Raw genomic sequence first — 14242 nt, forward strand, 5'->3', positions numbered from 1 at the left:
TATTCTATGACAAAGATTACCGCAATTATACCTACTTTAAATGAAGAAATTCATATAGACGAAGCGATCCAATCGGTTAGTTTTGCGGATGAAATCATAGTTATAGACTCTTACAGTACAGATAGAACTATTGAAATCGCTGAAAAGCATAAAGTAAAAATCATCAAACGAAAGTTTGATGATTTTTCTTCTCAAAAAAATTTTGCTATTGACCAAGCAAAGCATCCTTGGATTTATATTTTAGATGCGGATGAAAGAGTTACTCCAGATGTGGAAAAGGAAATTTTAGAAGCAGTAAAAGAACCTAAAGATTTTGTTGGTTTTTATGTTAGAAGAACATTTTATTTCTGTGGCAAACGTCTAGATTATGGTGGCTGTCAAAGAGATAAAGTAGTTCGTTTATTTTTAAAAGATTCATGCAGATATGACGGAAGTCCTGTTCACGAAACGATTGCTGCTAAAGGTAAATTAGGTTTTTTTAAAAATAAAATTGAACATTACTCTTATAAAAATTATGATCATTATATTTCTAAAATGAATCATTATGCACAATTAAGAGGTAAGCAATATTTCGAAAAAGGGAAAAAAGTTAATTATTTGTTTCATATTGTAATAAAGCCAGCTGCAAGGTTTTTTATTCACTATTTTATTAGATTTGGTTTTCTTGATGGTTTTCCTGGGTATATTTTCGCAAGAACACAGGCTTATGGTGTGTATTCAAGATACATCAAACTTTGGTTGTTGAATCGAGGTATTAAAGAATAATTATAGCTTTTTATAAAAGATATAGTTTCTTATGCATCTTTGCAATTTATAAGTAATTAAGGTAATAATTTGCCAAAAAGGTCTTGTAACTTCTCTCAATATTTTTTTTACTTTTGGCATCTTTTTTTGTTGAAGTGTAGTTCCACCAAGGTTTTTATCATTACTAATAACATAACATTTATTGGTAGTATAAACTTTTACTTTATGTTTAAAAATATCTTGTTTTAAAACATCTATTGGTGCATAATATGTAGTTAAGTTTTGTGCAAGTGTTTTAGCAGCTTCTTTACCAATAATTTGTCCTGTTGTTTGTAGTGCTGGTATTAAATATGTGGTTAAATTGCTATTTTTTTTCAATGTATAAAAACCTTTTCTTCCTGCAATATCAATAAAATCGTTGGTGGTGATCTCTAAAAGAATATTCTGTAAATCTTTAAAGAATTTTTCATTAATTAAAGCGTCATCTTCCAAAATAATAGAAAAATCTTCTTTTTGTTTTGCTACAATTTTCCATAAATCAAAATATGTTTTTGTTAAACCGATTTCACCATCGTTTAAATATGGAAAATGAGTTAAAATTTGATGCTGTTTTTTTGCTTTTTTTAAAAAACTTGAAGGTAATTCTTTACCGTAAACAGCAGGCATTCTTGTAATTGGAATATTCAGTTTTTTAAACTGATTTTCCATAAAATCTCTACGATCTTTGCTTTTATCAAGGTTTATATAGTAGAATTTATATGTACTCATAGTTGCATCCAGTTTTCACAAGCTACTTCATTTTCTTTTTCTACAAACCAATTTTTAGGTGAAATTACAGTTTTATGCTGATTTTTATTCAACCAAGCGCCCCACCAAGAAAAACTACTATTAGCTGTAATGTTATTTTTACATACACTCATTAGGTAAAGATCTTCATGCGGAATCGATTTTACATCAACAAAAACAGCTTTTTCAACTTTTAAATTTTCTTGTGTCCAAGAAATATCATCAGAAAAGATAAAAAATGTAGTGTTAGAATACTTTTTATTGATGATTTGAATTGCTTTTTTATAATAATCCAAATTACAAGTACCATGAACTTTGTTGGCTTTTTCATCAGAAATATAATCTCCTCTTCTAATATGTAAAGAACAACTATTTTTTGAAGTTAAAATTTGTTGTTCCATTTCTTGAGTTTGCGAAGATAGTTTTTGTTTGATAATAAACTCATTTAACAAAGTTTCTCTAATTTCCTTAAAATATTTTTCTGTTTGAAAATAACCTTTAACATATTCGTTTCCTTTTAAAGTCTTAAAGTCCGAATTAAAAAGTAAACTTTCTTCTTTTTTAGTCGGTTTTAAACCAACTTTCCCTAAAAATACGGACAAAGGTTTAGCCGGTTTTAAATCAATTTTATATTTATCTAATTGATAACCACCATGTAATTTGTATTTTTTAAACTTAGAAATGTCTAATTGAACATCATAACCGTTTAAAGACAATGCTCTTGCATACGCATACTGAAACATCTGATTTCCAAGTCCACCAAGTATTCTTACAATAATCATCAATAGTTACTATTTGTATAAATTATCATCTATAAGAGCAAAAGTACAAATGTTAATAGGATTTTCTTTAATCAATTTGATGATTAAAAGAATAGAAAACAATAAATTTGCCACACTTTTAAAAAATATGAAGTTTACAGAAGCAATATCATCAGAAATTTTTACGATAATTTCTAAAGCATCAAAAGAGTTACAAATAGAAAGCTATGTAATTGGCGGTTTTGTGCGCGATTTTTTCTTGAAAAGAGGAAATGCAAAAGATATTGATGTTGTTGCAGTTGGTAGCGGAATAGATTTGGCTTTACAAGTGTCTAAATTATTACCTAACAAACCAAAAGTTCAAGTTTTTAAAACTTATGGTACAGCCATGTTGCGTTTTAAAGATGTAGAAATTGAGTTTGTTGGTGCCAGAAAAGAATCGTATTCTGAAGAGACTAGAAACCCAGAAGTTACTCAAGGTTCTTTGCAAGACGATCAAAATCGTAGAGATTTAACTATAAATGCATTGGCATTAAGTTTAAATGAAGCAAATTTCGGAGAATTATTAGATCCTTTTAACGGAATTGAAGATCTGCAAAATAAAGTGATTAGAACACCTTTAAATCCTGATATCACCTATTCTGATGACCCATTAAGAATGCTACGTGCCATCCGTTTTGCAACCCAATTAAACTTTAATATTGAAGAAGATTCTTTAGAAGCGATTACCAGAAATGCTTATCGATTAAAGATAATTACTCGAGAACGTATTGTAGATGAGTTGAATAAAATTTTAGCTTCACCAAAACCGTCAATCGGATTTTTGTTGTTAGAGAAAACCAAACTTCTTAAACAGATTCTTCTAGAATTAATTGCTTTAAAAGGAGTAGAGGAAGTAGAAGGGCAAAAACACAAAGATAACTTTTATCACACCTTAGAAGTTGTTGATAATATTTCTGAAAACACCAATAATGTTTGGTTAAGATGGGCTGCGTTATTGCATGATATTGGAAAAGCACCTACAAAAAGATTTCATAAGAAAATTGGTTGGACGTTTCATTCACACGAATTTGTAGGGTCTAAAATGGTCTATAAGTTATTTAAACGGTTAAAAATGCCTTTGAACAATAAGATGAAATTTGTTCAGAAAATGGTATTGTTAAGTTCAAGACCAATTGTGTTAGCAAGCGATGTTACAGACTCTGCTGTAAGACGTTTGGTTTTTGATGCAGGTGATGATATCAATGATTTGATGACATTGTGTGAGGCTGATATCACCACAAAAAACCCAAAGAAATTTAAGCGCTATCATAAAAACTTTGAGTTAGTTCGTGAGAAAATTAAAGAAGTTGAAGAGCGAGATAGAGTCAGGAATTTTCAACCTCCAATTACAGGAGAAGAAATTATGAAAGCTTTCAACTTAAAGCCTTGTAGAGAAATTGGCCAAATTAAAGAAGCTATTAAAAATGCAATTTTAGATGGTGTAATACCCAATGAACACCAAGCTTCTTATGATTTTATGATTAAAAAAGGACAGGAGTTAGGACTAAAATTAGCTTAAACTCTGCATGGTTACTAGTTTGAAATATTCACCTTTTTTAGTCAATAATTCTTCATGTTTACCTTGCTCTACAATTTTACCTTTTTTCATCACAACAATTTGATCTGCTTTTTGAATCGTAGAAAGACGATGCGCAATTACTAAAGAAGTTCTGTTTTGCATCATTTTTTCTAATGCAATTTGTACCAATTGTTCAGATTCTGTGTCTAGAGCAGAAGTTGCTTCATCTAAAATCATAATTGGTGGATTCTTTAAAACAGCCCTTGCAATCGATAAACGTTGTTTTTGTCCGCCAGAAAGAGAATTACCACTATCTCCAATATTCGTTTCAAATTGTTGCGGTAACTCTTTGATAAACTCATTAGCATTGGCAATATCTGCAGCTTCATTTATTGCTTTTTCGTTTGCGTTTGGGGTTCCTAATTTTATATTGTTTGCAATAGTATCATTAAACAAAATAGAATCTTGAGTTACAATCCCCATTAAACTTCTTAATGATTTTTTAGTGATGTTTTTGATGTTTTCTCCATCTATTAAAATCTCTCCTTTATTCACATCATAAAAACGAGTAATCAAGTTGGCTAACGTAGATTTTCCACTACCAGATTGACCTACAAGTGCAACAGTTTCTCCTTTATTTATGGTTAAAGAAAAATCTTTTAAAACATATTCTTTTTTGTATTTAAAAGAGATGTTTTTAAATTCTATTTTATGTTCAAAATCTTGTTTTATAATAGCATCAGGTTTGTCTGTTATACTATTTTCTGTGTTTAAAACCTGCATAATTCGCTCTGCAGAAGCTTCTCCTTTTTGAACGTTGTAATAAGAAGTTGTAATTAATTTAATAGGGTTTAAAACGGTATAAAACAGAACGATATAGCCCATAAATTCATCAGGTTGAAGTGAACTTGTGTTCGATAAAACTTCTGTACCACCATACCAAAGAATTGCAATAATTGTGGCAGAACCTAAGAACTCACTCATTGGTGAAGCTAATGTTTGTCTATGGAAAACACTAGTCATTAATTTTCTAAAAATAGAAGTTGAATCATTAAATTTTTGCTCAATGATTTTTTCTGAGTTGAAACCTTTAATCACTCTTAAACCACCCAAGGTTTCTTCGATAAAAGATAAAAAAGTACCTGTTTCTTTTTGAGCTTTCAAAGAGTTTGCTTTCAGTTTTTTACTAATTGATGAAATAATAAATCCAGAAACGGGCAGTAAAATAAAGACAAATAGCGTGAGTTTTACACTCATAAACAACATGATAGCTATAGAAATGATTACTGTTAAAGGTTCTCTAACGATAATTTCTATAGAAGTTAAAATAGAAGTTTCAACTTCTTGAACATCTGCTGTCATACGTGCTATAATATCCCCTTTTCTTTTTTCTGTAAAGTAAGAAATAGGTAACTCAACAATTTTATTGTAAAGTTTATCACGTAAATCTTTAACGATTCCTGTTCTTAAAAAAGTAATTGAATAAGAAGCTAAGTACCTAAATAAATTCTTTAAAAAGAATAAAGATAATGCTAATAAACAAATGAAAAATAACGCGTTAATTTCACCCTCTGTTTCTATTTTTTGAGAAACAAAATGATAAAAGCTTTCTTCTAAATAACTACCTATTTTGGTTATGCCTTCGTAGGTAGGTTTAGCAACTATTTCTTTATCAGCAGTACCAAAAAGTATACCTAAAACAGGTATAAAAGCTAGAACTGATAAAACATTAAAAATTGCATAGAAAATATTGAAAAGAATATTTAAGAGTGTAAATTTTCTATATTTTTTCTCATATTTTAAAATGTCTTTAAAGTGATTCATTAATTCAGTTTCATCTCTTTGATAATTCTCTGAATTTTAGCATCTAATTCTGCCTCTATTTTTTCTGCATTTGTGGCAGCATCTAAAGGAGTATTTACACTAAAATAGAATTTTATTTTTGGTTCTGTACCACTTGGTCTTGCTGCGATTCTAGTTCCTGATGCAGTTTGATAAATTAACACATTAGATTTTGGTAAATCGATATTGGTAACTTCACCAGTAATTAAATTTTTTCGAGTAGATGCGTCATAATCAGAAAGAGATTCTACTTGTTCTCCATCAATTTCAGTTAAAGGGTTATTTCGCATATCACTCAACATTTGTTGAATTTCTGCAGCACCATCCATTCCTTTTTTAGTAATTGAAATTAAATGCTCTTTATAAAAAGTATTTCTTACATAAATATCTAACAATTCTTTATAGAAAGAACTGTTGTTTTGTTTTGCATAAGCTGCAACTTCACAAGCTAAAAGAGTAGCAGTAACTGCATCTTTATCACGTACAAAATCACCTACCATGTATCCAAAACTTTCTTCTCCACCACCAATAAAATCTAGTTCTGGGAAATCTTTCACCATTTTGGCAATCCATTTAAACCCAGTTAATCCTACTTTGGTGTCAACATCATAATTTGCTGCAACATCGTTAACTAACTCGGTTGAAACAATTGTTGAACCTACAAATTGTTTTCCGTTTAATTTACCTTCTTCTTTCCATTTGCGTAATAAGAAATCTGTCATAACCACCATAGTTTGGTTACCGTTCATTAATTTCATATTACCATCTATATCTCTTACAGCTACTCCTAATCTATCACAATCTGGATCTGTACCAATAACAATATCAGCACCAATTTTATTTGCAAGATTGGTAGCCATTTCTAATGCTTCTGGTTCCTCTGGGTTTGGAGATTTTACCGTAGGAAAATCGCCATTTGGCTTTCTTTGTTCTTCTACAATATGTACATCTGTATATCCTGCTTCAGCTAATGCATCTGGAATAGACATGATAGATGTTCCGTGTAAAGAAGTAAAAACTATTTTTAAATTTTTTCTGTCGATATCAGCAGATAAAGAACCGTTTTTTACTGAGTTTTCAATAAATACTTTATCAACATCTGCCCCTATAACTTCAATTAAATCTTCGTTTGCATCAAAATTAATTTCAGAAAAATCTAAAGAATTAACTTTACCGATAATACCGCTATCATGTGGAGGGACAATTTGGCCACCATCTGCCCAATATACTTTATAACCATTATATTCTGGCGGATTGTGAGAAGCTGTTAATACAATACCAGCATCACAATTCAAGTGACGAACAGCAAAAGACAATTCTGGAGTTGGTCTTAAATCTTCGAATAAAAATACCTTGATGTTGTTTGCTGATAAGACATCAGCAACAACTTTAGCAAACTTTTTACTGTTATGTCTACAATCGTAAGCAATTACAACTTTAATTTGCTCTTTTTGTACATTTTCTAATAAGTAGTTAGATAAACCTTGAGTTGCTCTACCTAGAGTATATTTATTTATTCTATTGGTTCCAGCACCCATTGTACCTCTCATCCCACCTGTACCAAATTCCATGTCTTTATAGAACCTATCTGCTAAATCTTCAGGATTGTGATCAATTAAATCTTTAATTTCTTTTTGAGTTTCAGCATCGAAAGTTGCACTAAGCCAATGCTTTGCTTTTTCTAGAATATCTTTCATTGTGTTTGTTTTTGATAGGTTAATTGAGTTACAAATATACGTTTACAAATTTACTTTTTCTTTTATTGAGTAGTGTTTTTCATCACTTTTAGTTTTTATAATCAGTTCTCCAATAAAGCCAGCTAGGAATAAAAGTGTTCCTAAAATCATTGAAGTGAGAGCTATATAAAACCAAGGGTTGTCTGTAACCAATATGGTTTTAATGTTATGATAAACTTTATATAATTTAAAAACACCAATGTAAAAAGCCAAAGAAATACCAAATAAAAACATCAATGATCCTAAAAGTCCAAAAAAGTGCATAGGTCTTTTACCAAATTTTGATAAGAAAGAAATGGTAATTAAATCTAAAAAACCATTGATAAAACGGTCCATACCAAATTTGGTTTCACCGTATTTTCTGGCTTGATGTTGTACAACTTTTTCTCCGATTTTAGTAAAACCTTCATTTTTTGCTAAAACTGGAATATATCTATGCATTTCTCCACTAACTTTTACGGTTTTTACCACTTCATTTTTATAGGCTTTTAAGCCACAATTAAAATCGTGTAGTTTTAAGCCAGAAGTTTTTCGAGCAGCAGCATTAAATAGTTTTGAAGGAATATTTTTAGAAATGACATTATCATAACGTTTCTTTTTCCAGCCAGAAATTAAGTCGAAATTATCTTTGGTAATCAAGTCATACAACTCAGGAATTTCCTCTGGATTATCCTGTAAATCAGCATCCATGGTAATCACAACGCTACCTTTAGCTATCTCAAAACCAGCATCTAGAGCTTGAGATTTTCCATAGTTTTTTTGAAATCGAATTCCTTTTACCTCCTTATTTTTTTCTGATAATTCTTCAATTACTTTCCAGGAAGTGTCTGTACTGCCGTCATCAATAAAAATAATTTCATATAAATAACGATTGGATTGCATGACTTTTGCAATCCAATCGTGTAATTCTTGTAAAGATTCTTCTTCATTAAGAAGTGGTATTACTACCGAAATATCCATGTAATATATTTTGAGATAGTAAAGTTAAAAGTTTTTTAGTGAAACTTTTTGTTTTTTTAATAGTTTTCTTCTTCAGATTTCTTCATAACTGCAGCTACTATTGCAGATATTATAAAGCCAAAGAAAGCAGCTGAAGCTAAAATTACAGCAGTTAATATACCAGGAGTTTGAAATTTTTGTGTCATTTCTGCAGCACTTTCAATTTGTTCTTCTGTCATACCAGCATCTAACCATGCTTTTTGTTGAACTTCCATAGCCTGTTGCTGGAATTCAGGAGCAATTACATTCGTAAAAAGTAAGGTGTAAATAACAGCGATTATTCCACTAACCATTGCAATACCCATTCCAACTTTTACACCTTGACCCCAAGAAATGTAACCTCCATTTTCTTCTTTATACTTTTTTATTCCTAATATTATAAATGCTACTGTTGCAACAATACTTACTATTGTATTTATCCATTGTAATTCTATCGCACTTCCAGTAGCATATAAAATTAAGCCAACAAGTACACCAGTTAGTCCTAGGTATAAACCATTATTTAATATAATACTCTTTGTGTTTACTTGATTCTCCATTTGTTTTGGTTTTTAGTTAGTTATACAAATATATTCATTTCATTTAGATAATTTTTAAGTTTTATAAACTATCAAAACAATTCATTAGTATTCAGTTGCTTAAAAATGTTACATAAATTTTGACATTTTTTTAATTGTTAAAATAAAAATAGATTGTAAATTTGCATCGGCAAGTCCTACACAACCAGCTCCCTTTGAATCCCCCAGGGCGGGAACGCAGCAAGGGTATTAGGTCGTAGCGGTGTGATGTAGGTAGCTTGCCATTTTTTGTGCCTTAAAGTTTCACGCAGATATTTAGTTTAATATCTATCCTTTGAACTTTTCTTAAATTTATTTTTTGTTAATTCGTAATTCATAATTAGAAATTAAATTGATGTCTAAAGTTGTTTTAATTACTGGTGCTTCCTCTGGAATAGGAAAATCAATTGCTATTTTTTTATCTGAAAAAGGATATAAAGTTTATGGAACAAGTAGAAATCCTAAAAACAAAGAGAATTTATCTTTTGAATTGGTAGCTTTAAATGTGCTTAAAATTGATACAATAAAATCAGCTGTTGATTTGGTTGTTCAAAAAGAAGGTAGGTTAGATGTTTTGGTAAATAATGCAGGAATGGGAATTACAGGTCCAGTAGAAGATACTCCTACCGATGAAATGCGTGCTGTCTTTAATACCAATTTATTTGGAGCTATAGATGTAATGAAAGCAGCTTTACCACACATGCGTACTCAAAAAACAGGATTGATTATTAATGTAACTTCTATTGCTGGTTACATGGGGTTGCCTTTTAGAGGTTTGTATTCTGCTTCTAAAGGAGCTTTAGAATTGGTTACAGAAGCTATGAGTATGGAAGTAAAAAGTCTGGGAATACACGTTGTTAATGTTGCTCCTGGAGATTTTGCAACCAATATTGCAGCAGGAAGATATCATACACCAGTGTTTAAAAATTCTGCTTATAAAGAAAAATACCAAGCTAATTTAGATTTAATGGATGCTCATGTAGATTCAGGAATGGATACTATAGAAATGGCAAAAGCAATCCATAAAATTATCAATACAAAAAAGCCAAAACTGCACTACAAAGTAGGTGATTTTATGCAAAAGTTTTCTATCGTTTTAAAACGCATTTTACCAGATAGAGTTTACGAAAAATTATTGATGAATCATTACAAGTTATAGATTTTTAATCTTATTAAACTTTTTTGAAATTTATAAGTCATAGTTGTTATAGAATATCTTATGAAAACTATAATCCAATTTACTTTTTTATTGCTTCTTTTTAGTTGCTCATCAACAAATACTTCAAAAATAGAAGAGACTTCTAAAAAAGCGTTCTTAAGTAACGAAACCATTGTTTATAAAGAAACTACATCAAACCATAAATTAACAAGTTTAGATATTTATACTGTTAAAGAATCAAAAGCACTAAAACCTGTTGTAATTTGGGTACATGGTGGAGGTTGGGCTATAGGAGATAAGTTTAATGGTATGCAACAGAAAGTTCCCTTTTTTAATAATTTAGGATACGTCTTTGTATCTATAAATTATCGATTATCATCATTGCAAAGAAACAAAACTAATGAAACTCGAATACAACACCCAATTCACGTTAACGATGCAACTGATGCTCTGTATTGGATTTACAAGAATATTCACAAATATGGTGGAGATACATCTAACATTGTTTTGATTGGGCATTCTGCAGGTGCGCATTTGGTTGCTTTACTTGGAACAAATCAAAAATTATTAAAAGAAAGAAATATTCCCATAAAAAAATTAAAAGGTATTATTAGTTTAGATACTCAAGCTTATAATGTTCCAAAAGCAATTCAAAATTTAAAAGGAAAAAGATTGTATGTAAATGCATTTTCAAATAATGTTGACTCACAAATAGATGCCTCACCATATTTTCAGTTAGACAATTACAAGAATACAGTTTCAAACTGGTTGTTTGCATCAAGAGGAAATAGTATTAGAAAAGAAATCTTAAATGATTTTGTAAATAAAATAAATACAAAGAATGGAAAAACAGAAGTTGTAACTATGAATTCCTATTCTCATAGAGATGTTAACTTACTAATTTCAGATACATCAAATACAATTCTTTCTGATAAAATAACTCAATTCTTAAAAAGCGTTTTTTACAAATAAGAATACTAAAAATTCTTTTAAAAAAATATAGAATCCCACTCTTTGTAAGTATCTTTGTAACAATTAACCATAAAATTTAAAGATGAAATTTTTCATAGATACCGCTAATTTAGCACAAATAGAAGAAGCACAAGCATTAGGTGTTTTAGATGGAGTAACAACAAACCCATCTTTAATGGCAAAAGAAGGTATTACTGGACAAGATAATATTATCAACCATTACAAAGCAATTTGTGAGTTGGTAGAAGGTGATGTTTCTGCAGAAGTAATAGCTACAGATTTTGATGGAATGGTTAAAGAAGGTGAAGCTTTAGCAGCTTTAAATCCGCAGATAGTAGTAAAATTACCAATGATAAAAGATGGTATAAAAGCATGTAAATATTTTTCTGAAAAAGGAATCAAAACTAACGTTACTTTAGTGTTTTCTGCTGGTCAAGCTTTATTAGCTGCAAAAGCAGGTGCAACTTATGTATCGCCTTTTATTGGTCGTTTGGATGATATTTCTACAGACGGACTAAATTTAATCGCCGAAATTAGAACTATTTATGATAACTATGGTTTTGATACTGAAATTTTAGCAGCTTCTGTACGTCATACAATGCATGTAATTGACTGTGCTAAAATTGGTGCTGATGTTATGACAGGACCTTTAAGTGCTATTGAGGGTTTACTAAAACATCCATTAACAGATATTGGTCTAGCTAAATTTTTAGCAGATTATAAAAAAGGAAACTAAGTAGTTTTTAGTTATTGGTTTTTAGTTGTTAGTGTTTTTTTAAAATAATTAAAAAACAGCACTTTAATAATTAAAAAAATAATAAGAAGCTGTTTCCTGCTTTTCATTATATCTTTTTGCAGAAAAAGCAAAAAGGATGTCATTCCAATCAGGGCTAAACTTGTTTGGCAGCATATAGTAAAATTATAAACTGTTCTTATTTGTTGGTTTTTTGTGCTTACTAAAAACTAAAAACCAATAACTAAAAACTTTTAAATCTTAAAAAGATTTAAAAAATGTATCCAAAAAAAGAACTCGCACAATTGGTAATTTCAGCCTGTCATCAATTTGATATTGATACAGTTGTAATTTCTCCTGGATCAAGAAATGCTCCACTAACTATTGGTTTTTCTAATCATAATAAAATAGAAACCTTAAGTGTAGTCGATGAGCGTTGTGCTGCTTTTTTTGCTTTAGGAATTGCACAACAAAAACAAAAACCAGTGGCTGTTTTGTGTACCTCTGGTTCAGCCTTATTAAATTATTACCCTGCAATTGCAGAAGCATTTTATAGCAATATTCCTTTGGTGGTAATTTCTGCTGACAGACCAAAACATCTGATTGATATTGGTGATGGCCAAACCATTCGTCAAGAAAACGTATTTGAAAATCATATTCTATTTTCTGCAAATTTAATTGAGAATCCGAAATTTATTTCAAGAAATTCTCAGTTGATTGGTGAAGCGTTACAAACAGCAACTTCGCAAAAAGGACCAGTTCACATAAATGTTCCTTTTGATGAACCTTTGTATGAAACTGTAGAGAACTTAATGGATTTTCACTTTCCAAAAATATCTTCTAGCTTCTTAGATAATTCAAACATAGATTACGAGAATTTAGCGAAAATTTGGAATGCGTCAGACAAGAAAATGATTTTAGTTGGGGTAAATTATCCAGATGCTGATTTACACCAATTAATGGATTTGTATGCAGATGATGCTTCTGTTTTAATTTTTACAGAAACAACTTCTAATTTGCATCATGAAAAGGCGATCAATTCTATAGATCAATTAATTTTTTCTTTTAATGAAGATGAGTTTTTGGAGTTAAAACCAGATATTCTCATCACATTTGGAGGCATGATTGTCTCAAAACGAATAAAGAAATTCTTGAGAACATATGCTCCTAAACACCATTGGGATATCGATGAACGAAAAGCAACCAATACTTATTTTTGTTTGTCAGAATTTATTCAAACTAATCCAAATGATTTTTTTAGTAATTTTAATGATAAAATAGCTAAATCAAAGAGTGATTATCAATCAAAATGGAGAGCTGTTAGAGATAAAAGAAGAGTTAAACATGCTGAATATTTATCAAAAATAGAGCATTCAGATTTTAAAGTATTTGAACAAATTTTAGAAAGCATTCCAAATAATACTCAGTTGCAAATTAGTAATAGTGCTATTATTAGATATGCGCAACTATTTACAATTAATAAAACACTAGAGGTGTTTTGTAATAGAGGAACAAGTGGAATTGATGGTAGCACATCAACCGCAATTGGAGCTGCTTATGCAAATAACAAGCAAACCATTTGTATTACAGGTGATTTGAGTTTTTTTTATGATTCTAATGCACTTTGGAATAAAAACATCCCAAAGAATTTTAGAATTATTTTGATTAACAATTCAGGTGGAGGAATTTTTAAAATTATACCAGGTCCGTCAACAACAAACGCAATAAAGTATTTTGAAACTCCACATTGTTTAACAGCAGAACATTTGTGTAAGATGTATGGTTTTGAGTATCAAAAAGCATATTCAAAAGAGACAGTTTTACATGAGTTAGAAGGGTTTTATCAAGAATCAGAACAACCAAAAATATTAGAAATTTTCACTCCAAGTGAAAAAAACAATTCGATTTTAAAAGAATATTTTAAATATATCAAATAATGGATTTACAAGAAGGAGATAAAGTTGAGTTACTCATAGAAGCTGAAACAGCTCTAGGTTATGTAGTTTTAATTAATGATGAATTTGAAGGCTTATTGTATAGAAATGAAGTTTTTGAAGATTTAGAAGTTGATTTAGAAGTTAACGGTTATATTAAAAACATTCGAGAAGACGGTAAAATTGATGTTTCTCTTAGACCGCAAGGTTTTAGAAATGTAATAGAGATTGATGTAGATACTATTTTAGATAAGCTAAAAAATAGTAGAGAAGGTTATCTTTTGTTAACTGATAAAAGTTCTCCTGAATCTATAAAATTCCAATTGCAAATGAGTAAGAAAGCTTTTAAAAGAGCAATAGGAAATTTATACAAACAGAAATTAATTTTGATTAAAGAGGATAGAATTGAGTTGGTGAAGTAGTTAAAAGTTAGAGACTTTATAATTTAAATATACATT

At 29.8% G+C, this 14242-nt stretch carries 13 protein-coding genes and 1 other RNA gene; 8 read left to right on the plus strand and 6 right to left on the minus strand.

Annotated features, from left to right (window positions below; translation table 11 throughout):
• Positions 1-6 precede the first annotated feature (6 nt).
• On the plus strand, positions 7-765 hold the full coding sequence (locus FP421_RS05010) for a glycosyltransferase family 2 protein (protein ID WP_159948227.1): 759 nt from the start codon (positions 7-9) through the stop codon (positions 763-765).
• On the opposite strand, the gene FP421_RS05015 is transcribed toward FP421_RS05010, so the two are convergent.
• Positions 766-1512: a glycosyltransferase family 25 protein gene (locus FP421_RS05015; protein WP_236548040.1), complete on the minus strand. Its 747-nt coding sequence runs from the start codon at positions 1510-1512 to the stop codon at positions 766-768.
• Positions 1509-2312, minus strand: a complete 804-nt coding sequence (locus FP421_RS05020; protein ID WP_159948560.1) for an alpha-1,2-fucosyltransferase — start codon at positions 2310-2312, stop codon at positions 1509-1511. The genes FP421_RS05015 and FP421_RS05020 overlap by 4 nt, the downstream gene beginning before the upstream one ends.
• Positions 2313-2439: 127 nt before the next feature.
• Here FP421_RS05020 and FP421_RS05025 point away from each other — a divergent pair, with 127 nt between their 5' ends.
• Positions 2440-3852: a CCA tRNA nucleotidyltransferase gene (locus tag FP421_RS05025; RefSeq protein WP_159948562.1), complete on the plus strand. Its 1413-nt coding sequence runs from the start codon at positions 2440-2442 to the stop codon at positions 3850-3852.
• Here the strand turns inward: FP421_RS05025 and FP421_RS05030 are convergent.
• The 4 genes from FP421_RS05030 to FP421_RS05045 are packed head-to-tail and all read right to left on the minus strand — an operon-like array spanning position 3844 to position 8968.
• Positions 3844-5676, minus strand: a complete 1833-nt coding sequence (locus tag FP421_RS05030) for an ABC transporter ATP-binding protein (RefSeq protein ID WP_159948229.1) — start codon at positions 5674-5676, stop codon at positions 3844-3846. The two genes, FP421_RS05025 and FP421_RS05030, sit on opposite strands and share 9 nt — an antisense overlap.
• Positions 5676-7391, minus strand: coding sequence for a phospho-sugar mutase (locus tag FP421_RS05035; RefSeq protein WP_159948231.1), 1716 nt, complete (start codon positions 7389-7391; stop codon positions 5676-5678). The genes FP421_RS05030 and FP421_RS05035 overlap by 1 nt, the downstream gene beginning before the upstream one ends.
• A 42-nt stretch (positions 7392-7433) precedes the next feature.
• Positions 7434-8390, minus strand: a complete 957-nt coding sequence (locus FP421_RS05040) for a glycosyltransferase family 2 protein (protein ID WP_159948232.1) — start codon at positions 8388-8390, stop codon at positions 7434-7436.
• A gap of 56 nt (positions 8391-8446) precedes the next feature.
• Positions 8447-8968, minus strand: coding sequence for a DUF4199 domain-containing protein (locus FP421_RS05045; RefSeq protein ID WP_159948233.1), 522 nt, complete (start codon positions 8966-8968; stop codon positions 8447-8449).
• A gap of 167 nt (positions 8969-9135) precedes the next feature.
• On the opposite strand from FP421_RS05045, the gene ffs reads away from it, so the two are divergent.
• From ffs to FP421_RS05075, 6 genes are all read left to right on the plus strand, one after another.
• An RNA gene (gene ffs, locus FP421_RS05050) (signal recognition particle sRNA small type) lies at positions 9136-9234 on the plus strand.
• Between the two features lie 107 nt (positions 9235-9341).
• The gene (locus tag FP421_RS05055) at positions 9342-10145 is read left to right on the plus strand and encodes an SDR family oxidoreductase (protein ID WP_159948234.1); all 804 of its coding nucleotides are present in this window, start codon (positions 9342-9344) and stop codon (positions 10143-10145) included.
• A gap of 60 nt (positions 10146-10205) precedes the next feature.
• A complete protein-coding gene (locus tag FP421_RS05060) occupies positions 10206-11117 on the plus strand; it encodes an alpha/beta hydrolase (RefSeq protein WP_159948235.1) in 912 nt (303 codons plus the stop codon).
• Positions 11118-11199: 82 nt separating this feature from the next.
• Entirely contained in the window at positions 11200-11853 is a 654-nt protein-coding gene (gene fsa / locus FP421_RS05065) for a fructose-6-phosphate aldolase (protein ID WP_159948236.1), read from the plus strand.
• 275 nt (positions 11854-12128) lie between these two features.
• On the plus strand, positions 12129-13787 hold the full coding sequence (gene menD, locus FP421_RS05070) for a 2-succinyl-5-enolpyruvyl-6-hydroxy-3-cyclohexene-1-carboxylic-acid synthase (protein WP_159948237.1): 1659 nt from the start codon (positions 12129-12131) through the stop codon (positions 13785-13787).
• Complete coding sequence (locus tag FP421_RS05075) at positions 13787-14206, plus strand: S1 RNA-binding domain-containing protein (RefSeq protein ID WP_159948238.1); 420 nt, start codon at positions 13787-13789, stop codon at positions 14204-14206. The genes menD and FP421_RS05075 overlap by 1 nt, the downstream gene beginning before the upstream one ends.
• Positions 14207-14242 lie beyond the last annotated feature (36 nt).

The sequence above is a fragment of the Polaribacter septentrionalilitoris genome (assembly GCF_009832745.1).
Taxonomy (GTDB): Bacteria; Bacteroidota; Bacteroidia; order Flavobacteriales; family Flavobacteriaceae; genus Polaribacter; species Polaribacter septentrionalilitoris.